The following is a 21,904-nucleotide window of genomic DNA, read 5'->3' as shown; positions in this document are numbered from 1 at the left end:
GAGCTGGGTGGTCTGAGACGGGTCGGAGTTCTGCCGGGCGCCCGTCGGCGTCGACGTCATGAGTCATCCCCCCACACGCAGGTTCGCTGCGTGTCTGTCGGTTCCTTGTACGGCTGTTCCGATCCCCCTCGACCGTCACAGGCGTATCAGTGGTGGGCCGCGGTCACCACATCCTCCACACCTTAGACATGGAAACGCGACCTTCCGGTTGCATCATGCCCCCCTCGGCATGCGGTCATGAACGGGGCCCCTACTCCCCGGCAAAAACCGGCAACCGGCTCCTTGCCCCCCAACTGCCGCGTATGCGCAGCATCTTGAAAAACCAATCACCAGGTTCTACGTCGTTCCACATGATCGCAAGATGCGAAACGAGGTGTTTACCGGTCATACGCGCTCATTGTGGCACCTGTGGGGGTGCCGTGTACCCGTTGTGGACACGCGGGCGCGGATGTTGCCGAAGTGTTCCCGTATGGCCTCCTCCGCCCGCAACGCATCGCCCGACCGCACCGCGTCCACGATCTCCCGGTGCTGCCGGCAGGTGACCAGCGGATCCTGCGGTGCACCGCCGAGATCGGTGTGGACACGGTGGAAGGCGTCCCAGAACGCCTCCATGACCTCACCCAGCAGCGCGTTGTCCAACCCCCGGTAGAGGGTGGCGTGAAAGGCCCGGTCGGTCTCTGCGATCCCCTCGCCGCCCCGCGCCGCCTGCCCTTCCATACGGTCGACGAGCGCGTCCAGTTCAACGAGGTCGGCGTCCGTGATCCGCCCCGCGAGCCGGGACACCAGCCCCGTCTCCACCGCCTCGCGCAGTTGCAGCAGCTGGAGCAGGGTGTCCTCACCGCGGTAGTGCCCGGCGACCGTCCGGAAGACGAGGCCCTCGATCATCGGTGCGAGCGACATCGACCCGACGTACGTCCCGAACCCGTGCCGGATCTCCACGATCCCCATCGCCTGAAGCCCCTTGAGCGCCTCACGCACGGAATTCCGGCTGGCCCCCAGATGCGCCATCAGCTCGGGCTCCGTCGGCAGCGGCGCCCCGGAGGGCAGCCGGCGCTCGATGATGAGCCTCTTGATCCGCTCCTGAAGGTCACGCGCTGCCATGGCCAGAGGGTATCCGGCCAAACACAGCGCGGGCCCCTCGCGCACAGAAACGACGATGGCGGGATGTGATCGCCTCTCTCACGATCACATCCCGCCATCGTCATCGTGCGCCGCCAGGGACTCGAACCCCGGACCCGCTGATGCTGCGTTTCCCGGGGGATGACCCCCGGACCCCCAGCCGCCCCGGGGGACCCCGCGCATGAGCGAAGGCCCCCCGCTGTCGCGAGAGGCCTTCGACCGTCTGTGCGCCGCCAGGGACTCGAACCCCGGACCCGCTGATTAAGAGTCAGCTGCTCTAACCAACTGAGCTAGCGGCGCCTGCTGACGTCGTCACTCTACATGACCTGCGGGGGTGCCTCGGACCACCTGCCGGGGAGGGGGCCGGGGCGGCGGGGGTGCCGTAAACCATTCGGACCGTCAACATGCGCGTGCGGAAGACAGTTGTGAAACTGACGGTGTGTACAGCCGCGGAGATTTCGATCTGGAGTGTGAGGGGAATCGCATGGAGACTCGGACTCCGGTATTCGAGGAATTCGATCCGGAGCGTGACTGCGACTGCCCCGGATGCGTCCACTGGCGGCGTGTCCTGCCGCATTCCACGACCGGCCGCCACCCGGCGACCGCCCGGGTGCTGATCGTCGCCGCAGCCGCCTCCACCGCCCTCGCCGTCGGTCACGCGGCACCGGCCCTCGCCGCCTCCCACGCCCCCGAGCGACCCGGCAGTCCCGACGTTCCCGCAGGTGACGAGCCCGACTCGCCGCAAGGCGGGCAGGCCCCGCTGCACGGTCCGGCTGGTCGGCCGGCGGGGCCCGCGCCGGTCAAGACGCCCGCGACCACCCGCGCGGAGATCATCAAGCGGGCCAAGAAATGGGTCGCCGCAAAGGTGCCGTACAGCATGTCCCGGTACTGGTCCGACGGATACCGGCAGGACTGCTCCGGCTTCGTCTCGATGGCCTGGAATCTGCCCGGGAACGAATGGACCGGCAGTCTCCACCAGTACGGCGTACGAATCGCCCGGGAGGATCTCCAGCCCGGGGACATTCTGCTGTTCCACAATCCGGCGGACCCCGAGAAAGGCTCGCACGTCGTCATTTTCGGCGGCTGGACGGACTACACGCACAGCCACTACGTCGCCTACGAGTCGACGCGCCCGCACGCCCGCCGGCTGGTCACCCCGTACGCCTACTGGAGCCATTCCGACCGCTACCTCGCCTATCGGTACAAGGGGCTCGCGGCCGGCGCGACGGGTACGAAGGGGGAGTCCGGGCAGCAGGCCGTTGCCGTTGTGCGGCCGGACGGTGGGCCACCCGCGGGGGATCCGGCGGGCGCCGGGCAGCCCGTCGCCGACAAGCCGGGGGAGCTGAAGAAGGCGCCGGAGCCGCAGAGGCCCACGGGGCCGGAGAAGCCCGCCGGGCCGGAGACACCGGTCGGGGCGCAGAAGGCTCAGGGGATGGGGAAGGTGCAGGAGCCGCCGAAGCCGCAGCGCGCTGTGCCCTACCCCGGGCGGGCCTACTTCGGGGCCGGGGCCAACAACCGGCATGTCACCGAGTTGGGCCGGATGCTCGTGGCGCGCGGCGCCGGCCGGTACTACTCCATGGGCCCGGGCCCGCGCTGGACGGACGCGGACCGCAGGGCCACCCGGGCCTTCCAGCTGGCGCAGGGCTGGCGCGGCGCGGACGCGGACGGGTTGCCGGGGCCGGGGACCTGGACGCTGCTGGCGAGCGGCAAGGGCAAGGACATCCAGGCGGCCGGGGCCGCCGGGCCGGGCGGCAGACGGGCGCCGGCGTCGCACGGAGTGCCCGGCTATCCCGGGCGGGCGATGTTCCGGCCGGGCGCGCACAACGACTATGTCACCCAGCTCGGCAGGCAGCTGCGGGAGAAGGGATTCGGCGAGCACTACCCGACCGGCCCGGGACCGCACTGGGGCGAGGCGGACCGGCGGGCGGTGGCGGCCTTCCAGCGAACCCAGGGCTGGCGAGGCGGCGCGGCGGACGGTTTTCCGGGGCCGGAGACCTGGCGCCGGCTCTTCTCGTAGGGGCGCAGGGGATTCAGGACGCTGGGCGCACGACCGGCTGTACGACCTTTCTGTGACGCATCTGGCGCGGAGGCTGGAGGCACGCATGACCACGACCACTTCTCATACGCCCGAGCCCGAGGGGCCCGCCCGCCCCGGTCGGCTGATCCAGAACGAGGCGACCACCGAGATCCCCGTTCATCTGCTGTTCCGCGACGACGCCGGCCCGGTGTCCGTGCCGCTCAAGCCGGCGATCGTGGCCCGTCGGCAGGGCACGGGTGAGCAACCCCGGCTGCGCCGCCCGATGCAGACCGAGCCGCGTCCCGCCCCGGAGGTGGACCCCGATCTGGTGGAGCGGCCCGCGCGGGTGCTGCCCGGGGCGGCCGGGGTGTTCGCCGGGGCCTGCGGCGCGGCCGGATGCCTGGCCACCTCGTGGTGGGCGGGGGTCCTGCCGTCGCTCGCGGTGGAGGCGCTGCGGCTGCCGGTGTCCGCCGGCGCCGGGCTGGGGCCCGTGCAGTGGGCGGCGTACACGGGCGCCGGGGCGCTGGGGCTGGTCGGGCTCGGCGGGCTGGCGCGGGGGCGGACCGGCCGGGCCTGGGTGCTCGGGCTGTTCGGCCGCTACCGGGGCACGGTCCGGCGCACCGGCCTGCTGTGGGTCAACCCGCTGCTGCTGCGCCGCCGTGTCGACGTACGGCTGCGGCACTGGCGCAGCGAGCCGATGCCCGCGGCCGACGGCAGCGGAGTGGCGCTGCGGGTGATCGTGCTGGTGGTGTGGCGGGTGCGGGACACCGCGCGGGCGCTGCTCGCGGTGGAGGACCACGAGTCGTATCTGCGTGAGTGCGTCGAGGCGGCGCTGGCCCGGGTGCCGGTGGAGATGCCGGGCGGTTCGCGTGGCTCCGTCGAGGCGGCCGGAGAGACGCTGACCCGGCTGGTGGTGCGGGACGCGCAGGCGGTGGGGCTGGAGGTGTTCTCGGTGCGCCCGGTGCGGGTGGAGTACGCCCCGGAGGTCGCCGCCGCCATGCACCGCCGCCGTATCGCGGCGCTGGACGCGCAGCACCGGGCCACAGTGCTCACCTCGGTCGTCGACTCGGTGGAGGACACGGTGACCCGGCTGACGGTGCGGGGCCTGGTCGAACTCGACGACTACGAACGCAAGGCGCTGGTCAAGGACTTGACGGTGGCGTTCTGTGCGGGACGCGGTGAGACGGGCGGTTAGCGCTCGGCCCGCGATCGGATGACGGCCCGTCGAACAGGTTCCCCTATTGGTATGGACATGTTCAACAGTCAGCAATAATCTGAGACTTGGTCTAGACCTGCAAGCTCATCGAACCTCCCCCACGTTCCCAGGAGCAGCAGCATGCGCAGAAAGACCAAGTGGTACGCCGCCGCACTAGGACTGACCACGGCGGGCGCCCTCGTCCTCTCCAGCGGAGGCGCCAGCGGTCACGGCTACACCGACCTCCCCATCAGTCGCCAGAAGCTCTGTCAGAACGGCACCGTGACCAACTGCGGCTCGATCCAGTGGGAGCCGCAGAGCGTCGAGGGCCCGAAGGGCTTCCCCGGCTCCGGCCCGGCCGACGGCCAGATATGCAACGCCGGCCTCGGCCAGTTCAGCCAGCTCAGCTCGCCGAGGACACCGTCCGGCGGCGCCTGGCCCACCACCAGGGTGACCGGAGGTCAGAACTACACCTTCCGCTGGCAGTTCACGGCCATGCACGCCACGACCGACTTCCGGTACTACGTCACCAAGCCGGGCTGGAACCAGAACCACAACCTGTCCCGCTCCGACCTCAACCTCACGCCGTTCTTCACGGTCCCGTACAACGGTCAGAGGCCGCCGTCCACGCTGTCCCACAGCGGCAGGCTGCCGTCCGGCCTCAGCGGGCACCACGTCATCCTCGCGGTGTGGACGGTCCACGACACGGGCAACGCGTTCTACGCGTGCTCGGACGTCACGTTCTGAGGTTCTCTTGAGTCAGCGCCCCGGCCGGCGTGGGTAGGTTCCTGCCACGCCGGCCGCACGGGGTCGGCGCATCGACCTCGGGGGACTGAACGATGGACGTGATCTTCTACGTCGTACCGAGCCTGATCATGGCCGTGGCCCTGTTCATGGCGTACCGGGTGGTGCGCCGCTCGTTGCAGCTGCGCAGCGCCTGGAACAGCGGGCTCACCGCGCAGGGCCGGTGTCTGCGGATGTACACCACGACGCACGGCGGCGGCCATGACTCGCACGTGCGCACCACGCTGCACCACGTCTACGAGTTCGCCACCCACGACGGCCGCCTCGTCCGGTTCGAGGAGGAGGACGGCCCGGGGACCACGGTCGAGGGCGACATCGTCACCGTGTACTACGCCGACGGCGCAGAGGTGGTCGCCACCGCGCACCGCCCTAGCCGCGGCAGGCAGGCCGTGACCTCCTTCGGCATGCTCGCCTTCCTCGGCGTGGTCGTGGTGTTCTGCATCGGCTTCATCGTTACCTATGCCCAGGTGTCCGCCGAGATGGCCGCGCCGGGTTTCTGATCCGCGGTCCACTCGGTCCACTCGGTCCGCTTGGTCCGCTCCGGTCCACTCCGGCCCGCTCGCGCTCACTCCACCCCTCCACATCTGACGCCTCGTCAACTACCGTGCGCACCCATGGAGTCCACTGCGGGACGCACGGTGGCGGAACTCGTGGCGGCGGGGTGGGGCGACCACCGTCCGGGCCTGTGGTTCGAGGGCACGACGCTGACGCGGCACGAGGTGACCGCCGGTGCCGCCGCCCGGGCCGCACTGCTGGCCGGCCTACTGCCGCCCCGGGCCGAGCCGCACATCGGCGTCCTGCTCGACAACACCCCGGAGTACCCGATGTGGCTGGCCGCGGCGGCCCTCGCGCGGGCCGCCGTCGCCGGGATCAACCCGACCCGCCGGGGACCGGAGCTCGCCCGCGACATCCTGCACACCGAGTGCCGGATCCTGGTCACCGAGCGCGGCCGGCTGCCGTTGCTCGACGGCCTCGACCTGCCCGGCGTACGGCTGCTGCTGACCGGCACCCCGGAGTACGAGGCCCTGCTCGCCCCGTACGCCGACGCTCAGCCCGACGCCTCCCGGGCCGCCCCGGGCGACCGGCTCCTGCTCTACTTCACCTCCGGCTCGACCGGCGCTCCGAAGGCCGCGATCTGCTCCCAGGGTCGGCTGGCCGCGGCCGGGCGTTCCCTGGCCGACCAGTTCCAGGTGCGGCCCGAGGACATGCACTACATCTGCATGCCGATGTTCCACGGCAACGCGGTGATCGCCGACTGGGCACCCGCCCTCGCCGCCGGCGCCGGAGTGGCGCTGCGGCGCCGGTTCTCGGCGTCGGGCTTCCTCGCGGACGTCCGGGCGTGCGGGGCGACGTACTTCACCTACGTGGGCCGGGCGATCCAGTACCTGCTCGCCACCGAGCCCCGCCCCGACGACCGTGACCATCCGCTGCGGCTCGGCTTCGGCACCGAGGCGGGCGCCGAGGACGCCGCCGCCTTCCAGCGGCGGTTCGGGGTGCGCCTGGTGGAGGGGTACGGCTCCTCCGAGGGCGGGGCGGCCGTGCAGTGGTCGCCGGGGACGCCCGCGGGGGCCGTGGGGCGGGCGGCGCCGGGGCTCGTCGTACTCGATCCGCGGACCTGTGCGGAGTGTCCGCCGGCCGTGTTCGACGCGGCCGGGCGGCTGGTCAACGGGGACGAGGCCATAGGGGAGCTCGTCAACCGCGGACCGAACCTCTTCGAGGGGTACTGGCGTAACGCGGCGGCGGACGGGGAGCGGCGGTGGAAGGGCTGGTACTGGACGGGGGACCTGTTCTGCCGGGACGCCGACGGGTTCCTGTACTTCGCGGGCCGTACGGACGACCGGCTGCGCGTCGACGGCGAGAACCTGGCCGCCGCGATGATCGAGAACATCCTCGCCCGGTACGAGGGTGCCGACGCCGTCGCCGTCTACGCGGTGCCGGATCCGGTGACCGGTGACCAGGTGATGGCCGCGCTCGCCGGGACCTTCGAGCCGGAGGACTTCGCGGCCTTCCTCGCCGCCCAGCCCGACCTCGGGACGAAGATGGCGCCTCGGTTCGTACGGGTCGTGCGGCGGATGCCGGTCACGGCCACGAACAAGATCCAGCGGGCGCTGCTCAGGGCGGAGGGTCCCCGATGCGCGGACCCGGTGTGGTGGCGGCCACCCGGGGAGGAGGCGTACCGCAGGTTCACCCCGGAAGATGCCGAAGGGCCCCTCGCTCCCACGAGAGGCCCTTCGGCAGGTGGTGTGGGTGGCGAAGCCCCCACAACGCGCGGCGTAGCCGCGCAATGACAGAGATGGCGAGGTGGTTCGCGCTTTCTGCGAACACGCCTCGCCATCGTCATCGTGCGCCGCCAGGGACTCGAACCCCGGACCCGCTGATTAAGAGTCAGCTGCTCTAACCAACTGAGCTAGCGGCGCATGACTCCCGCCGACCGCGTTCCCAGGGGGTTCGCGGCTGGCGACGAAGAAAATACTACCTGGTGCAGGGGGGTGCTTTTGACCACCGGCAGGTGCGGTGCCGGGGTCCTAGATCGCCAGCGACAGCAGCACCGGTGCCGCGTTGCGGTTCAGGGTGTCGGCGGCCTGGCGCAGGCGGTGCGCGTGCTCGACCGGGAGGGAGAGGGCGAGGCAGCCCACCGAGGAGCCGGCCGTGATCGGGACCGCCGCACACACCGTGCCCACCGCGTACTCCTGGAGGTCGAGGTGGGGGACGGTCGGCGGCTGGGACTCCAGGCGGGAGAGCAGGACCTTGTCGCTGGTGATCGTGCGGGAGGTGAGGCGGGCCATCTTGTGACGGGAGAGATGGTCGCGCCGGCCGTTGTGGTCGAGCTGGCCGAGCAGGCTCTTGCCGATCGCGGTGGCGTGGGCGGAGTCGCGGAAGTCGACCCACTCGTTGACCACGGGCGTGGCCGGACCGGCCGCGAACTGGTCGATCCTGACCTCGCCGTCGATGTACCGGCTGATGTAGACCGCGGCGCCCACCGAGTCGCGCAGCCGGTCGAGGGTGCGCTGGAGGTTCTCGCGCAGGGCCTGGTCGTGGCCCTGCGCTGAGCCCAGGCGGGTCAGGGCCTCGCCCGTGACGTAGGCCCCGTCGGCGGTCTGTTCGACATAGCCCTCGCGGCGGAGCATCCGCATCAGGCCCGTGAGGCGCTCGGGCCTGATGCGGGTGTGCCGGGCGAGCTCGGCGTCGGTGACTCCGGTGCGGCGCCGTGCCACCGTCTCCAGGACGCGCAGGGCGTCCTGGGCCGAGTGGTACGGCGCGGTCGGCTCGTGCTTCAGCGCCACGGTTCCCCCTGCGGTCGCTCTCTTGGGCCGGGTTGCAGTCAGCCAGTCCCCTTCACGATAACCGGCAAGAGGCTTGTAGTGAGCGGTTGTTGACGAGATTGCGATGCCCTCAACTGCGGTGATAACCCTCTGGCATATGCCTTGCGCATGATCTGCCGAAGCCCGCCAGAGCCCGCCGAACCTCGTCGGCGAGCGCTCACAGGACCGCGCTGAGGAACTCCCGGGTCCGGTCGTTCTCGGGGTCGTTGAACATCTTCTCCGGCGAGCCGGACTCGATGACCCGGCCGGAGTCGAACATCAGGACCTGGTCCGAGATGTCCCGGGCGAAGTTCATCTCGTGGGTCACGCAGAGCATCGTGATGTCGGTGCTGCGGGCGATGTCCCGCAGCACGTCGAGGACGCCCGCGACCAGCTCCGGGTCGAGCGCGGAGGTCACCTCGTCGAGCAGCAGCACCTGCGGGCGCATGGCCAGCGCCCGGGCGATCGCGACGCGCTGCTGCTGGCCACCGGACAGCTGGGTCGGACGGGCGTCGCACTTGTCGGCGAGGCCCACCATCTCCAGCAGCTCACGGGCGCGTGCCTCCGCCTCGTCCTTGGACAGGCCGAGGACGGTGACCGGGGCCTCGGTGATGTTGCGCAGCACCGACATGTTCGGGAACAGGTTGAACTGCTGGAACACCATCCCGATGTTCTTGCGGACCTCACGGATCTGCTTCTCCGGGGCCGGGAAGAGCTTCTCCCCGGCGACCGTGATCGTGCCCTCGTCCGGCTTGAGCAGGGTCATCAGCAGCCGCAGGATCGTCGTCTTGCCGGAGCCGGACGGGCCGATCAGCGTGACGTGCTTGCCGGACGCGACGGAGAAGTCGAGCCCGTCCAGCACCGTGTTGGAGCCGAACCGCTTGGTGACGTTGTCGAAACGGATCAGCTCGGCGCCGTCCACCGGCGGGTTGGCGCTCGCGTCGGGATCTTTCATCAGCGGGGTGTCAGCGGACAAGGCGTCGCTCCAGGGCTCGTACGAGAAGGGAGGCCGGATAGGCGATGAAGATGAAGGCCACACCGATGACCGTCAGGGGCTCGGTGAACTGGAAGCTGTCCTGCGCGAACAGCCGCGCCTCGCCCAGCATCTCCATCACCGTGATCGTCATCAGGATCGGGGTGTCCTTGAGCATCGCGATGACGTAGTTGCCGAGCGCCGGCACGACCCGGCGGATCGCCTGCGGCAGGATCACCGCCCGCCATGTCTTGGTCACCGGCAGGTTCAGCGCCGTCGCGGCCTCCCACTGACCGGCCGGCACCGCCTCGATGCCGGCGCGGTAGACCTGCATCGTGTACGTCGAGTAGTGCAGCCCGATCGCGAAGACACCGGTGGTCAGCGCGGAGAAGGTGAAGCCCCATTCGGGCAGCACGTAGAAGAGGAAGAACAGCTGCACGAGCAGCGGGGTGTTGCGGATGAACTCCGTGACCGCCCCGACCGGCCAGCGCACCCAGCGGGTCGGCGTGCGCATCAGCAGCGCCCACACCAGGCCCAGCGCGAACGAGATCAGTGAGCCGAGGGCCAGGATCTGCAGGGTGAGCAGCAGCCCGTCCCAGAAGCGTGGCATGAAGTCGGCGACGGCGCCCCAGTCCCAGTCCATCAGAGAGCACCTCCCGCGCCCACACCGGTCGTCTCAGGACGGTGCAGCTCCTGGTCGGGCGTGCGCCCGACGGATTTGCCGACACCGGCCTTGAGTTTGCGTTCCAGTCCGCGCATGCCGCGCGTGAGCAGGAAGGCGATGACGAAGTAGATCAGCAGGACGTACGTGTAGATCTCCGCGCTCTCCTGGAGCGCGAGGCGCACCAGGTTGGCGCTGAAGGCCAGGTCGCCCATGCCCATCACGGACACCAGCGCGGTGCCCTTGAGCAGCTCCACCAGCAGGTTGGTGAAGGAGGGGATCATCTCCGGTATCGCCTGCGGCAGCAGGATCAGCCGCATCCGCTGCCACGGCGTGAAGCTGAGCGCGATCCCGCCCTCGCGCTGCGCCGGGTCGACGGAGTTGAGGGCGCCGCGCACGATTTCGGCGCCGTACGCGCCGTAGGTCAGTCCTAGCGCGAGGGTGCCGGCCCACAGCGGGACCAGCTGCCAGCCGAAGGCGACCGGCAGTACGAAGAACACCCAGAAGATCATGATCAGGGCCGAGGTCCCGCGGAACACCTCGGTGTAGAAGCCCGCGAGGAAGCGGACGATCCACAGCCGGTGGGTGCGGGCCATGCCGACCCCGAAGGCGACCGCCGCGGCCACCAGCGCGCTCAGCACCAGCAGCTGGACGGTGATCCAGATTCCTTGGAGTACGAGTTCCCAGAGTCCCGAGGTCATCCGCCGCACAGCTCCTTCGCGGTGAGGTCGGTCATCTCGGCCTCGGTGAAGCCGAAGGGCTTGAGGATGCGCAGCAGCTCCCCGCTCTTCTTCAGCTTGTGAAGCTCGACGTTGAAGGCGTCCCGCAGATTCGTCTCGGTCGGCCGGAAGGCGAACGCGCCGCCGTCCACATGCGGTTTGCCGCCGACGATCGGCTTGAACGGCTCGGTCGCCTCGGCCTTGCCCGACTTCTTGACGACCTCACGGGTGGTCAGGGCCGTACCGGCGAAGACGTCCACGCGTCCCGCCTCGACGGCGTTCAGCCCCGCGACCTGGTCCGGCACGATGAGGATGTCGCTCTCCTTGTACCCCGCCTCGACGGCGTACTGGATCTCGGCATAGCCCGTGCCGGTGGCGAACCTGGCGTTCTTCTCGACGACGTCCTTGTACGAGCGCAGCCCCTTCGGGTTGCCCTTGCGGACGATGAAGGAGTCCAGCATCTGGTAGTCGGGGTCGGAGAAGATGACCTGTTCGCAGCGCTCGGGGTTGACGTACATCCCGGCGGCGACGACATCGAACTGCTGCGAGTTGAGCCCGGGTATCAGTGAGCCGAACTCGGTCGGCACCGGCTGTACCCGGTCCACGCCGAGCCGCTTGAATATGACCTTCGCCAGCTCAGGCGCCTCGCCGGTGAGTTCACCGTTCTTGTCGATGTACCCGAACGGGATCTCGCCCGCTATCCCGAGCCGTACGACACCGGCGGCGCGCAGCCGGTCGAGCAGCTCGCCGCCCTCCTTGGTGGACGCCGTGGCCACGCGCGAGCATCCGGCCGCGCCCAGCGCGCCGAGCGCCGCCACCCCCGCGAGCAGCGACCGGCGTGTGGTCCCGGATCTGTGTCCGACATGTGTCTCTACATGTTCCAGTGGTGGAGCCATGGCGGCGCGGCTACCCGAGTCCATGCGATGTATGCACCCTGGAATGCATGACTGAACGGTTCATCGAGGTGTCGCTGGTCAAGCGGGGAATCAACTGCACGGCCAAACTCCTGGACGACCGCGCCCCGCTCACCTGCGCGGCCGTCTGGGATGCCCTGCCCCTGACCGGCGACGTCTACCACGCCAAATACGCCCGCAACGAGATCTACGCCCTCTTCCCGCCCTTCGCGGAAACGGAGCCGCCCCTGGAAAACCCGACAGTCACCCCCATCCCCGGCGATCTGTGCTATTTCGCCTTCGCGGGCACCGAACTGGGCACCAAGTCCTACGGCTACGACCGTGAGGTCCGCGCCGGCACCACGCTGGTCGACCTGGCCCTGTTCTACGAGCGCAACAACCTGCTCCTGAACGGCGACGTGGGCTGGGTGCCCGGGATCGTCTGGGGCCAGGTGGTCGAGGGGCTGGAGGAGATGGCCGAGGGCTGCAACGACCTCTGGCGGTCCGGCGCGCTGGGCGAGTCGCTCAGCTTCCGGAGGCTGTGAGCCCGGCCGCACCGGCCTCGTACAGCGAGTGAGCCGCCCGCAGCACCAGATCGTCCCGGTGCCGGGCGGCCACGAGCTGGAGGCCGATCGGCAGACCGTCCCCGTCCCTGCCGACGGGGACGGTCGCGGCCGGCTGCTGGGTGAGGTTGAAGGGGTAGGTGAACGGCGTCCAGCCCGTCCAGCGGCGGTGCCCCGAGCCCTTCGGGACCTCCGCGCCCGCCTCGAAGGCGGTGAGCGGGAGGGTCGGGGTGACGAGGAGGTCGTAGGTGTCGTGGAAGCGGCCCATGCGGCGCCCGAGTTCCATGCGCACGTCGACGGCGGCCAGATAGTCGAGGGCGCCGAGGCGGGCCCCCGAGGCGCAGATCTCCCTCAGGCCCGGGTCGAGCAACTCCCGCTGATACGGCCCGAGATGCTGGGTCACCCGGGCCGCTCCGGTGAACCACAGGGTGTGGAAGGCGTCCACCGGGTCGGTGAAATCGGGGTCGGTCTCCTCGACGTACGCCCCTAGACCCGCCAGCCGTTCCACCGCCCGCCGCACCGCCGCCGCGACCGCTGGACGTACCGCCACCTGCCCGCCGAGCGAGGGTGAGTAGGCGACCCGCAGACCGCGGACCCCGCCGGACAGGGCCGTCACGAACGAGCCGGGCGGCGCCGGGAGCGCCGACCAGTCACGGGAGTCCGGGGTGCCGATCACATCGAGGAGCAGTGCCGCGTCGGCCGCGTCCCGGGTCATCGGGCCGACGTGCGCGAGCGTGCCGAACGCGCTCGCGGGATAGAGCGGCACCCGGCCGTACGTCGGTTTCAGGCCGAAGATGCCGCAGAACGCCGCCGGGATGCGGACACTGCCGCCGCCGTCCGTGCCGAGCGCGAGCGGCCCCGCGCCGAGCGCCACGGCCGCCCCCGCGCCGCCGCTGGAGCCGCCCGCGGTGCGGGTCGGGTCGTACGGGTTGCGGGTGATGCCGCACAGGGGCGAGTCGGTGACGCCCTTCCAGCCGAACTCGGGGGTGGTCGTCTTGCCGAGGAAGACCGCGCCGTGCGCGCGCAGCCGGGCCACGGAAGGGGCGTCCTCGTCCCAACGGCCCTGCTCGGAGATGGTCCTGGAGCCCTTCAGCGTCGGCGCGCCGCGCATCAGCAGGATGTCCTTCACCGTGACCGGCACGCCGTCCAGCAGACCGGCCGGTGCGCCGCGCCGCCAGCGCTCGGCCGACTCCTGTGCCTGCGCGAGGGCCGCCTCGGCGGTGAGCCGGACGAAGGCGCCCACCTCCGGCTGGATCCGCTCGGCCCGCTCGAGCGTCGCGCGCGCGGCGTCGACCGGGCTGAACTCGCCCCTGCGGTAGCCGTCGAGGAGTTGTACGGCGGTCAGTTCGGTGAGATCCGTCATGCGTCGCCCTCCAGCCGTAGACGTCAGCGTCCGGGTACGTACCCGCGCTGCTTGTCGACCACGTTCAGCAGTGGTCTGCCCGCCTCCCACCGCTCGTACAACTCCACGAACTGACGGCCGAGTTCGTCCCGCCAGCCGATGGTGTCGCCGCTCATGTGCGGGGAGACGATCAGACCCGGCAGCCCCCACAACGGGCTGTCGACGCCCAAGGGTTCGTGCTCGAAGACGTCGAGCGCGGCCCCCGCGATCCACCGCTTCGACAGCGCCTCGGCCAGCGCCTCCTCCACGACCAGCTGCCCGCGCCCGATGTTGATGAACCGCGCGGAGGGCTGCATCACGCCGAAGCGGCGGGCGTCGAACATGCCGTGCGTCTGCTCGGTGAGCGGCGCGGCGGCGATCACCCAGTCGGCGCGGGCGATCAGCCGGTCGAGGTCGTCGGGGCCGTGGATGCCGGTGCGCGGGGTGCGGCCGACCAGCGCGGTGGTGATGTCGAGGGCCTTGAGCGTGCGGGCGATCGTACGGCCGATGGGCCCGGATCCCACCACGCACGCGCGCGTGCCGGCCACCCGCTGCCCCTCGCGGTGCCGCCACTCGCGCGAGCGCTGGAGCTCCAGGGTGCGCGGCAGATCCTTCGCCATCGCCAGCACCAGCGCGGCCACGTACTCGGCGATCGGCTGGTCGAACACCCCGCGCGCGTTGGTGACCACCGTGTCGGACGCAGTGAGCTCCGGGCACATCAGATGGTCCACGCCCGCGCTCGCCGTGTGCACCCAGCGCGGCCGTGGCCCTTCGCCGGGCCAGGCGTGGCGTACGGCGTGCGAGGTGAAGTCCCAGACCAGCAGGACGTCCGCCCGCGGCAGCCGCTCGGCGAGGGTCGACTCGTCCGCGTGCTCGACGCGGGCGCGGCCGGTGAGGCGGCCGAGGCGGGGCAGGGGATCGGCGTCGAGGACGAGGAGGGTGGGCGGGAGGCCGGACGCGGGTGCCGTCATGCGGGGTCGTTTCTCCGGGGGTGTGTGGGGGCGTGTGCGGGGGGCGTGGGGGCGTTGCTCGTGTGTGCGCCCGCGCCGTCACCGGGCGGTGCACCGGCCGGCGGTGGCCGTCTGACATGCGAGGTTTGACCACGCTCGCACCCGAACCTACCTTCGTCAACACGGGCGTGCGTACGGTCCGTTGCTCACCTGTTTCTCGTTGTGAGGGCGGTGCCTGCAATGAGCTCCCTGGACATCTCCTTCCTCGGCGGACCACGACCCCAGCGCGGGGTCGGCGTCGTCGCCCCCTTCGACTTCGCGCTGGACCGCGAACTCTGGCGCTGGATGCCGGACGAGGTCTCGTTGCACCTGACCCGGACTCCGTATGTGCCGGTCGAGGTCAGCCTCGATCTGGCCCGCCTCGTCAGCGAGCACGAGACGCTGAGCGACGGCGTCCGCACCCTGACCGCCATCGCGCCCGAGGTGGTCGCCTACGCCTGCACCTCCGGCAGCTTCGTCGGCGGCATCGCGGGCGAGCGGGCGATGTGCGCGGCGATGACCCGGGCCGGGGCGATCCCCGCGGTCACCACGTCCGGGGCGCTGCTGGAGGCGCTGACCGAGCTGGGTGTGCGACGGGTGGCGCTGGTGACGCCGTACACCGTGTCGGTGACACGGTCGCTGGAGGCGTACGTGGCGGAGGCGGGGGCCGTCGTCACGGGGTGCGCGTTCATGGGGCTGACGCGGCACATCTGGAAGGTGCCCTACCGCGATGTGGCCGACATGGCCCGCAAGGCCGTGCGCCGCGCCGCCGACGCCCTGTTCATCAGCTGCACCAACCTGCCGACCTACGACGTGATCCCCCAGCTGGAGGCCGAGCTGCGCATCCCGGTGCTCTCGGCCAACCAGGTCACGATGTGGGCGGCGCTGCGCCGACTGGGTACCCGAGCGGTGGGACCGTATCAGGCGCTGATCGATCCGGCGGCGCGTGGCGGCCCCGTGATGCCGGACGTGCCGGACGTTCCAGAACAGGAACAGCAGTAGGAAGGCAGACATGACCGCACTCGGATTCCTCTACCCGGGCCACTCCGCCGAGGACGACTACCCACGCATCGAGCAGCTGCTCGCCAGCGACATCCGTCTCGACCTGGTGCACACCGACATCGGCGAGGACGCGCACCGGGAGGACGCGCTGCGGGAGATGGGCTCCGCGCAGCGGCTCGCGGCGGGCGTGGAGGCCCTGCGGCTGACGGGCGCCGAGGCGGTCGTATGGGCGTGCACCTCCGGCAGCTTCGTGTACGGCTGGGAGGGCGCCCATGAGCAGGTGCGCGCCCTCGCCCTGGCGGCCGGTATGCCGGCCTCCTCGACGTCCTTCGCCTTCGTGCACGCGATCCAGGAGCTCGGGGCGCGCCGGGTCGCGATCGGCGCGACCTACCCGGACGACGTGGCGCAGCTGTTCGCGGAGTTCCTGCGGGCCGCCGACGTGGACGTGGTGGCGGTGCGCGGCTCCGGGATCATCACCGCGGCCGAGGTGGGGACCTGGGGTGACAAGGAGCTGCACGCCCTGGCACGGGAGGCGGACCACCCGGACGCCGAGGCGATCCTGCTCCCGGACACCGCCCTGCACACCGCCTCCCACCTCCCGGCGCTGGAAGAGCTCGTGGGCAAGCCGGTCCTCACCGCAAACCAGGTCACGGTCTGGGAGGCGCTGAGGCTGACGGACCGCCGCGTGAACGCACCGGAACTGGGTTCGCTCTTCACGAAGGAGCCCATCGTCCAGGTGTGACCACCAGTAGGGACGGACAGGGATGAATAGGGACGGACAGGGGCAGGCGGGGGTGGCGGGGGCGACGAGGAAATAAACCGGAGCCCCCCTCCTGTTATCGCCGAGGCAGACCGCACGGCGACAGCAGGAGGCACACGTGGCGGCAGACGACACCCGGCCGGACGAGATCCGGGGCACCACCCGGGGCACCGCCCCCGTCCCCCTCTCCGTCCTGGACCTGGTCACGGTCAGCTCCGGCCGCACCGCGACCGACGCCCTGCGCACCAGCGTCGACCTCGCCCGGCTCACCGAGTCCCGCGGCTTCCACCGCTTCTGGGTCGCCGAGCACCACTCCATGCCGGGCGTGGCGTCCTCGTCGCCCGCCGTGATCCTCGCCCATCTCGCCGCCCACACCGACCGCATCCGGCTCGGCTCCGGCGGCGTCATGCTCCCGAACCACGCCCCGCTCGTCATCGCGGAGCAGTTCGGCACGCTGGAGGCCATGGCCCCCGGCCGGATCGACCTCGGCCTCGGCCGCGCCCCCGGCACGGACGGCGCCACGGCCGCGGCCCTGCGCCGCACCGAGCTCCTGAACGAAGGAGCCGACGACTTCCCCGAGCAGCTCGCCGAGCTCACCCGCTTCCTCGACGACGACTTCCCCGACGGCCACCCCTACGGCCGTATCCACGCCGTCCCCGGCCCCGTCCAAGCGACCTCGCCCGGTGGCGTCCAGTCCCCGCACCGCCCGCCGGTCTGGCTGCTCGGCTCCTCCGGCTTCAGCGCCCGCCTCGCCGCGATGCTCGGACTGCCCTTCGCCTTCGCGCACCACTTCTCGGCACGCAACACCGTCCCGGCCCTGGACCTGTACCGGGAGTCCTTCCAGCCGTCCGCCGTCCTGGACCGCCCCTACGCCCTCATCGGCGTCTCCGCACTCGCCGCCGACGAGGAGCGCAAAGCCCGCCGCCAGGTCGCGGCGGCAGCCCTCAGCATGATCCGGCTGCGCACCGGCCGCCCCGGCCTCATCCCGACACCCGAGGAGGCCGAGGCGTACGAGTTCACGCCGCTGGAGCGCGAGTTCGCCGACTCCTGGAACGCCAACGTCATCCACGGCACCGTCGACGAGGTCCGCACCGGCCTCGACGACCTCCAGAAGCGCACCGGAGCCGATGAGTTGATGATCACGAGCAACGCGCCCGGCCCGGACGTGCGCCTGCGCTCGTACGAACTCATAGCGGACGCCTACGACTTGCCGACCACGTGACCGCGTGGGCGCATGCCCACATGGCCCACGTGACGGCATGACCGCACCCGGGCAAGACAGCGGTCCTGCCCCTCCGGCGGTCCTCAGACCTGCACACCCAGCAGTTCGGAGATGCGGTCCGGCGACACCGGCCGTGAGTACAGCCACCCCTGGCCGGTGTCACAGCCGATCCGCCGCAGCCGGGACGCCTGTGCCAGGGTCTCCACGCATTCCGCGGTGACCGTGAGGCCGAGGCGGTGGGCCAGCTGGATCATCGCCTCGACGACCACTTCGTCGGCCGGGTTCGGCGGGGCGGCCGCGGTGTTGTTGTCGCTCTCGTACTGGAAGCCCCGGACGAAGGAACCGTCCAGCTTCAGCACCGAGACCGGCAGCCGGCTGAGGTAGGCGAGGTTGGAGTAGCCCGTGCCGAAGTCGTCGATGGCGATGCGCACGCCCATGTCGCTGAGCGCCTGAAGGGCCTGGAGCGGACGGCCGGCCGAGCCCATCACGGCCGATTCCGTCAGCTCCAACTGGAGGAGATGCGGGGCGAGTCCCGTCTCGTCGAGGATCCGGGCCACGTCCGCCACCAGGTCCGAGTCCCAGACCTGGCGCACGGCCACGTTCACGCTCACGAAGATCGGCGGCTCGTCCGGGTGCGTCACTTGCCAGGCGCGTGCCTGGCGGCAGGCGGTGGCCAGGACCCAGCGGCCGAGCGGCACGATCGAGCCGTCCTCCTCGGCCAGTCCGATGAACCGATTCGGCGCCAGTACGCCGAACTGAGGATGTTTCCAGCGGACAAGCGCCTCGACGCCGCGCAGCAGGCCGTCCTCCATGCTCACCAGCGGCTGGTACTCCAGCGCGAACTCACCGCGCTCGATGGCGGGCCGGAGCGTGGAGGCGAGGGCCTGGCGGGTCATGCGGTGGGCGTTGCGCTCGGGGTCGAACAGCGTCCAGCGGTCCTTGCCGTCCGCCTTCGCCCAGTACAGCGTGGTGTCCGCGGCCTGCATCAGGGCGGTCGGGGTGGTGCCGGCGGCCTGGCGTTCCACGACGCCGATCGAGGCCGACACCGACAGCCGCCGGCCGGAGATGTCGAAGGGGGCCCGCAGGGACTCCAGCACCGACTCGGCCAGGTCGGCCAGTTGCTCGGTGCCCGTCGAGTTCTCCACCAGCAGGGCGAACTCGTCGCCGCCGAGGCGTGCCACCAGAGGTGGGCTCGACCGGGCGTGGCCCGCCTCCTCGGCGCACTGCGTGAGCCGCTCCGCCACGGCGGCCAGCAGGGTGTCGCCGATGCGATGGCCGAGGGTGTCGTTGATCGCCTTGAAGCCGTCGAGGTCCAGATAGCACAGGCCGATACGGCCGGTGGCGCCGCTGTCGTCGTACGACTCCTCCTCCAGGGCCGCCGACAGCCGCTCGAAGAAGAGGGTGCGGTTGGGCAGCCGGGTCACCGGGTCGTGCATCTGCAAGTGCCGCAGCCGCGCCTGGAGTTCGCGGTGGGCGCTGACGTCGGTGACGGAGAGCAGGACTCCGCCGCGCTCCTCGCCGGTCAGCGGTGCGACCGTGACCTGCGCCCACAGGAAATGGCCGTCCGGGTGTTTGAGCCGGCGCGTGCAGCGCAGTCTCGCCTGACGGCCGCGCAGCACCTCGAGATACGCGTGCCAGGTGCGCGTGTCGGAGGTGAGGTCCACCAGGTCGGCGGCGACGGCACCGGCCAACTCGCCGGGTGCCGTGCCGAGCAGGTCGGCGAGGGCGGAGTTGGCGCCCGTCACCAGACCCTCGCGGTCGACCACGGCCATCGCCAGCGGCGCGGCGCCGAAGGCGGAGGAGTAGGGCGGCGCTCCGGTACCGGGGGATGCCTTTGTATTACTCTCTGTGACGGCTGGCCCGATGAGGTCTGCCGCGGGCATCGGCCCTTCGGACGTTCCGCTCACCGCTCGCTCCCGCAGTGCACTCGTTCTTCGGATGGGTCTCATCGGAATGGCCGGCCGGGGGGCGGTCGGCCGCCAGGCCGTGTCCGTGCAGGAAAGTGTCAGGAAAGTGTGCCGATCATAGAGGCTGGTTCAGGGGCCTTCCACCCACAGTTCAGTGTTCCCATGGGATCTGAGCTTCCGACAGATCGTTTCTGCCCGCACCTGGACGGCTTCTTCAGCGTCCCGACCAGTTGTGACGTTCCGTGAGCGATTCGAGGTGTCGGTGCGGGCGAATTCCCGGCCCTCTCACCCATCCGGTCCAGGCAAACAGGGCGTAGTACGACAATCTGACTCAGGCTGGGTTCGGTGTCCCGCGAACCGTCCCCGGAGGTCCTCGTGCCGCGTCAGTTCCCCCTGCTCCCTTGCATGGGTCGGCTGCGGGAATGGCCCCGACTGCGCAGTGTCGCGGCCGTGTTCACCACGATGTCGGCGCTCGTCGCGACCGGGCTGATCGCCGGACCATCGGTCGCCGAGCCGTTCGACACGGCACCCTGCACCCTCGAACGCACCGACGCGCATCACTCCGAGGGCCTGGACACCTGGAACGCCGCCTATCCGCGCCCGACCCGGGCGCTCGACGCGGTCATGGTGTTCCTGTCCTTCCCGGACTCACAGCCCCTGACGACCCCCGAGGAACTGACGGCCGACCACTTCCCGCTCACCACCCGCTTCTTCGAGCGTGCCTCCTACGGCAGATTCACCCTGCGCCCGCACACGCTCCGGCACTGGCTTCGTATGCCCCGCCCCTCGACGGCGTACGCCATACAGCGCGACTGGGACATGGCCCGTCGCGCCGCCTATCTGCGTGATGCCCTCGCCCTGGCGGACCGGGAGGTCGACTTCTCCCGCCACGACATCGTCTACTTCGTCGCCGATCCGGACGCGCCCGGCGTCGACTCGGACGCCACGAAGGTCGTCAACCTGGAGGAGCCGCTGCGGGCCGACGGCACGGACATCCGGCGCGTCGTCACGGTGTTCGAGAACCACCCGCCGGACCGGCTGGTCCTCGCGCATGAGACCGGCCATGTCTTCGACCTGCCGGACCTCTACCACCGCCCGGTCGACGGCAAGGGTGACTGGGACACCCACGTCGGCGACTGGGACCTGATGGGCAGCCAGTTCGGCATGGCACCGGACCTGTTCGGTTGGCACAAGTGGAAGCTGGGGTGGCTGGATCCGCGGCAGGTGATGTGCGTGCGGGGTTCGGGATCCGGCCCGACCCGACTGACCTTGGAACCACTGGCGGCGGGGCCCGGGGAGTCGGCGCGGGTGGGGGCGGCGGGGGCGGCGGGGGTGGCGGGCGGTTCGGGGGGATTGGGGGGCGTGGACGGTTCGAAGGGCTCGCTGGGTTCGGAGGGTTCGGAGGGTTCGGAGGGTGCGGCGACTGTGGGGGGTGCGGGTGCTGCGGTGAGTGCGGGGGCGGCGGGTACTGCGGGCACTGCGGAGGGAGCGGTGGGCGGGGTCGGTGCGTTCGGGGGAGGGGGCCGGCTCGACGGGGGTGCGCTCGCCGGGCTGGACCGGGCCGGGGCGGTCGGAGGATCCGGTGCGGTGGGTGGATCGGGTGCGGTGGGTGGTGTGAGTGGATGGGGGGCGGTGGGCGGATCCGGTGCGGTCGGTGGCGTTCCCGGCTTCGGGCTGGGGAACGGCATCAAGCTCGCTGTCGTCCGCACCGGGCCCGAGAGCGCGCTCGCCTTCGAGGTGCGCGGGCCGGTGGGCAACGACGTGGCGGCCTGCCGGCAGGGGGTACTGGTGTACCGGGTGCGCAGCCGTACCGAGTCCGGTGGCGGTCCGGTCCAGGTGATCGACGCCCATCCGCGCACCGCGGCCTGCTGGGAGCAGTCGGTGTACCCGCCGCTCGCGGACGCGCCGGTCGGCCTTGGGGAGAGCTTCACGGTCCCGGGGGAGGGCGTGCGGGTGGAGGTGGAGGGGCGTACCGCTTCGGGGGCGTGGACGGTGAAGATCGCGACAGGGGGATAGCGCCCGCGCCGAACGGGGGGTCGCGCGTCGAGTGGGGATTGCGCCGGGGGGTGGCGGTGCGCCTGGTGGCAGACGGGAGGTGACTGGTGGTAGGGGCCGTACGCCGGGTGGTACGGGGCGCTCGCACCTCGGCGTGGGAAGGCTCCCGCTGTTGCTCGGGGCCTTCGATTGTCTGTGCGCCGCCAGGGACTCGAACCCCGGACCCGCTGATGCTGCGTTTCCCGGGGGATGACCCCCGGACCCCCAGCCGCCCCTGGGGTACCCCGTGCATGAGCGAAGGCCCCCCGCTGCTGCGAGAGGCCTTCGATTGTCTGTGCGCCGCCAGGGACTCGAACCCCGGACCCGCTGATGCTGTGTTTCCCGGGGGATGACCCCCGGACC

At 71.0% G+C, this 21,904-nt stretch carries 19 protein-coding genes and 2 tRNA genes; 10 read left to right on the top strand and 11 right to left on the bottom strand.

The features are described 5' to 3' along the window. Positions 1-384 precede the first annotated feature (384 nt). Together ACHBTE_RS21085 and ACHBTE_RS21080 are read right to left on the bottom strand one after the other, a co-directional pair. Positions 385-1,101 (bottom strand): FadR/GntR family transcriptional regulator, encoded by a 717-nt coding sequence (locus ACHBTE_RS21085; RefSeq protein ID WP_394725532.1) that lies wholly within the window; start codon positions 1,099-1,101, stop codon positions 385-387. 244 nt (positions 1,102-1,345) lie between these two features. Continuing rightward, positions 1,346-1,419 (bottom strand) — tRNA-Lys (locus ACHBTE_RS21080). Positions 1,420-1,603: 184 nt separating this feature from the next. On the opposite strand from ACHBTE_RS21080, the gene ACHBTE_RS21075 reads away from it, so the two are divergent. From ACHBTE_RS21075 to ACHBTE_RS21055, 5 genes are all read left to right on the top strand, one after another. Beyond that, positions 1,604-3,136, top strand: coding sequence for a peptidoglycan-binding protein (locus tag ACHBTE_RS21075; protein ID WP_394725531.1), 1,533 nt, complete (start codon positions 1,604-1,606; stop codon positions 3,134-3,136). Positions 3,137-3,221: 85 nt separating this feature from the next. After that, positions 3,222-4,331: an SPFH domain-containing protein gene (locus ACHBTE_RS21070; protein WP_394725530.1), complete on the top strand. Its 1,110-nt coding sequence runs from the start codon at positions 3,222-3,224 to the stop codon at positions 4,329-4,331. A 141-nt stretch (positions 4,332-4,472) separates the two neighbouring features. After that, positions 4,473-5,078: a lytic polysaccharide monooxygenase gene (locus ACHBTE_RS21065; RefSeq protein ID WP_394725529.1), complete on the top strand. Its 606-nt coding sequence runs from the start codon at positions 4,473-4,475 to the stop codon at positions 5,076-5,078. Positions 5,079-5,170: 92 nt separating this feature from the next. Continuing rightward, on the top strand, positions 5,171-5,635 hold the full coding sequence (locus ACHBTE_RS21060; protein ID WP_394725528.1) for a hypothetical protein: 465 nt from the start codon (positions 5,171-5,173) through the stop codon (positions 5,633-5,635). A 114-nt stretch (positions 5,636-5,749) separates the two neighbouring features. Continuing rightward, on the top strand, positions 5,750-7,423 hold the full coding sequence (locus tag ACHBTE_RS21055) for an AMP-binding protein (RefSeq protein WP_394725527.1): 1,674 nt from the start codon (positions 5,750-5,752) through the stop codon (positions 7,421-7,423). Between the two features lie 55 nt (positions 7,424-7,478). Here ACHBTE_RS21055 and ACHBTE_RS21050 read toward each other — a convergent pair. From ACHBTE_RS21050 to ehuB, 6 genes are all read right to left on the bottom strand, one after another. After that, positions 7,479-7,552, bottom strand: a tRNA-Lys gene (locus ACHBTE_RS21050). A gap of 108 nt (positions 7,553-7,660) precedes the next feature. Continuing rightward, positions 7,661-8,419 carry an IclR family transcriptional regulator gene (locus tag ACHBTE_RS21045; protein ID WP_394725526.1) on the bottom strand — a complete coding sequence of 253 codons (759 nt, stop codon included), beginning with the start codon at positions 8,417-8,419 and terminating at the stop codon, positions 7,661-7,663. 196 nt (positions 8,420-8,615) lie between these two features. Beyond that, the gene (gene ehuA, locus ACHBTE_RS21040) at positions 8,616-9,392 is read right to left on the bottom strand and encodes an ectoine/hydroxyectoine ABC transporter ATP-binding protein EhuA (RefSeq protein ID WP_394725543.1); all 777 of its coding nucleotides are present in this window, start codon (positions 9,390-9,392) and stop codon (positions 8,616-8,618) included. 10 nt (positions 9,393-9,402) lie between these two features. Continuing rightward, positions 9,403-10,053, bottom strand: coding sequence for an ectoine/hydroxyectoine ABC transporter permease subunit EhuD (ehuD, locus tag ACHBTE_RS21035; protein WP_394725525.1), 651 nt, complete (start codon positions 10,051-10,053; stop codon positions 9,403-9,405). Further along, positions 10,053-10,772 (bottom strand): ectoine/hydroxyectoine ABC transporter permease subunit EhuC, encoded by a 720-nt coding sequence (gene ehuC / locus ACHBTE_RS21030; protein WP_394725524.1) that lies wholly within the window; start codon positions 10,770-10,772, stop codon positions 10,053-10,055. The genes ehuD and ehuC overlap by 1 nt, the downstream gene beginning before the upstream one ends. Continuing rightward, a complete protein-coding gene (ehuB, locus tag ACHBTE_RS21025; protein ID WP_394725542.1) occupies positions 10,769-11,686 on the bottom strand; it encodes an ectoine/hydroxyectoine ABC transporter substrate-binding protein EhuB in 918 nt (305 codons plus the stop codon). The genes ehuC and ehuB overlap by 4 nt, the downstream gene beginning before the upstream one ends. Before the next feature lie 47 nt (positions 11,687-11,733). Between ehuB and ACHBTE_RS21020 the strand changes: the two genes are divergently transcribed. After that, a complete protein-coding gene (locus ACHBTE_RS21020) occupies positions 11,734-12,228 on the top strand; it encodes a DUF3830 family protein (protein WP_394725523.1) in 495 nt (164 codons plus the stop codon). On the opposite strand, the gene ACHBTE_RS21015 is transcribed toward ACHBTE_RS21020, so the two are convergent. Together ACHBTE_RS21015 and ACHBTE_RS21010 are read right to left on the bottom strand one after the other, a co-directional pair. After that, positions 12,209-13,609 (bottom strand): amidase, encoded by a 1,401-nt coding sequence (locus tag ACHBTE_RS21015; RefSeq protein WP_394725522.1) that lies wholly within the window; start codon positions 13,607-13,609, stop codon positions 12,209-12,211. The genes ACHBTE_RS21020 and ACHBTE_RS21015 overlap by 20 nt on opposite strands. Positions 13,610-13,632: 23 nt before the next feature. Then, positions 13,633-14,598: a D-2-hydroxyacid dehydrogenase gene (locus ACHBTE_RS21010; protein WP_394725521.1), complete on the bottom strand. Its 966-nt coding sequence runs from the start codon at positions 14,596-14,598 to the stop codon at positions 13,633-13,635. Between the two features lie 219 nt (positions 14,599-14,817). Between ACHBTE_RS21010 and ACHBTE_RS21005 the strand changes: the two genes are divergently transcribed. The 3 genes from ACHBTE_RS21005 (at position 14,818) to ACHBTE_RS20995 (ending at position 17,600) form a co-directional block, all read left to right on the top strand. Next, positions 14,818-15,618 (top strand): decarboxylase, encoded by an 801-nt coding sequence (locus ACHBTE_RS21005; RefSeq protein WP_394725520.1) that lies wholly within the window; start codon positions 14,818-14,820, stop codon positions 15,616-15,618. Between the two features lie 10 nt (positions 15,619-15,628). Then, a complete protein-coding gene (locus ACHBTE_RS21000) occupies positions 15,629-16,360 on the top strand; it encodes a decarboxylase (protein ID WP_394725519.1) in 732 nt (243 codons plus the stop codon). Between the two features lie 136 nt (positions 16,361-16,496). Continuing rightward, positions 16,497-17,600: an LLM class flavin-dependent oxidoreductase gene (locus tag ACHBTE_RS20995; RefSeq protein ID WP_394725518.1), complete on the top strand. Its 1,104-nt coding sequence runs from the start codon at positions 16,497-16,499 to the stop codon at positions 17,598-17,600. Between the two features lie 83 nt (positions 17,601-17,683). Here the strand turns inward: ACHBTE_RS20995 and ACHBTE_RS20990 are convergent, their stop codons facing one another. Continuing rightward, entirely contained in the window at positions 17,684-19,507 is a 1,824-nt protein-coding gene (locus tag ACHBTE_RS20990; RefSeq protein ID WP_394725517.1) for a putative bifunctional diguanylate cyclase/phosphodiesterase, read from the bottom strand. 405 nt (positions 19,508-19,912) lie between these two features. Between ACHBTE_RS20990 and ACHBTE_RS20985 the strand changes: the two genes are divergently transcribed. Beyond that, positions 19,913-21,523 carry a M6 family metalloprotease domain-containing protein gene (locus ACHBTE_RS20985; protein WP_394725541.1) on the top strand — a complete coding sequence of 537 codons (1,611 nt, stop codon included), beginning with the start codon at positions 19,913-19,915 and terminating at the stop codon, positions 21,521-21,523. The last annotated feature ends 381 nt before the right edge of the window (positions 21,524-21,904 follow it).

Source organism: Streptomyces sp. M41 (assembly GCF_043673425.1).
Taxonomy (GTDB): Bacteria; Actinomycetota; Actinomycetes; order Streptomycetales; family Streptomycetaceae; genus Streptomyces.
The sequence above is the reverse complement of the archived record's forward strand: the minus strand, read 5'-3'. Positions and strand labels throughout refer to the sequence as shown.

Excerpts from the sequence above, each read along its gene's own strand:
- ACHBTE_RS21000 (WP_394725519.1), top strand. The coding sequence starts at position 15,629 with ATGACCGCACTCGGATTCCTCTACCCGGGCCACTCCGCCGAGGACGAC.
- ACHBTE_RS21055 (WP_394725527.1), top strand. The coding sequence starts at position 5,750 with ATGGAGTCCACTGCGGGACGCACGGTGGCGGAACTCGTGGCGGCGGGG.
- ACHBTE_RS21075 (WP_394725531.1), top strand. The coding sequence starts at position 1,604 with ATGGAGACTCGGACTCCGGTATTCGAGGAATTCGATCCGGAGCGTGAC.
- ACHBTE_RS21070 (WP_394725530.1), top strand. The coding sequence starts at position 3,222 with ATGACCACGACCACTTCTCATACGCCCGAGCCCGAGGGGCCCGCCCGC.
- ehuC (WP_394725524.1), bottom strand. The coding sequence starts at position 10,772 with ATGACCTCGGGACTCTGGGAACTCGTACTCCAAGGAATCTGGATCACC.
- ACHBTE_RS21060 (WP_394725528.1), top strand. The coding sequence starts at position 5,171 with ATGGACGTGATCTTCTACGTCGTACCGAGCCTGATCATGGCCGTGGCC.
- ACHBTE_RS20985 (WP_394725541.1), top strand. The coding sequence starts at position 19,913 with ATGGGTCGGCTGCGGGAATGGCCCCGACTGCGCAGTGTCGCGGCCGTG.
- ehuA (WP_394725543.1), bottom strand. The coding sequence starts at position 9,392 with ATGAAAGATCCCGACGCGAGCGCCAACCCGCCGGTGGACGGCGCCGAG.
- ACHBTE_RS21005 (WP_394725520.1), top strand. The coding sequence starts at position 14,818 with ATGAGCTCCCTGGACATCTCCTTCCTCGGCGGACCACGACCCCAGCGC.
- ACHBTE_RS21085 (WP_394725532.1), bottom strand. The coding sequence starts at position 1,101 with ATGGCAGCGCGTGACCTTCAGGAGCGGATCAAGAGGCTCATCATCGAG.
- ehuD (WP_394725525.1), bottom strand. The coding sequence starts at position 10,053 with ATGGACTGGGACTGGGGCGCCGTCGCCGACTTCATGCCACGCTTCTGG.
- ACHBTE_RS21015 (WP_394725522.1), bottom strand. The coding sequence starts at position 13,609 with ATGACGGATCTCACCGAACTGACCGCCGTACAACTCCTCGACGGCTAC.
- ACHBTE_RS21010 (WP_394725521.1), bottom strand. The coding sequence starts at position 14,598 with ATGACGGCACCCGCGTCCGGCCTCCCGCCCACCCTCCTCGTCCTCGAC.
- ACHBTE_RS21065 (WP_394725529.1), top strand. The coding sequence starts at position 4,473 with ATGCGCAGAAAGACCAAGTGGTACGCCGCCGCACTAGGACTGACCACG.
- ehuB (WP_394725542.1), bottom strand. The coding sequence starts at position 11,686 with ATGGCTCCACCACTGGAACATGTAGAGACACATGTCGGACACAGATCC.
- ACHBTE_RS21020 (WP_394725523.1), top strand. The coding sequence starts at position 11,734 with ATGACTGAACGGTTCATCGAGGTGTCGCTGGTCAAGCGGGGAATCAAC.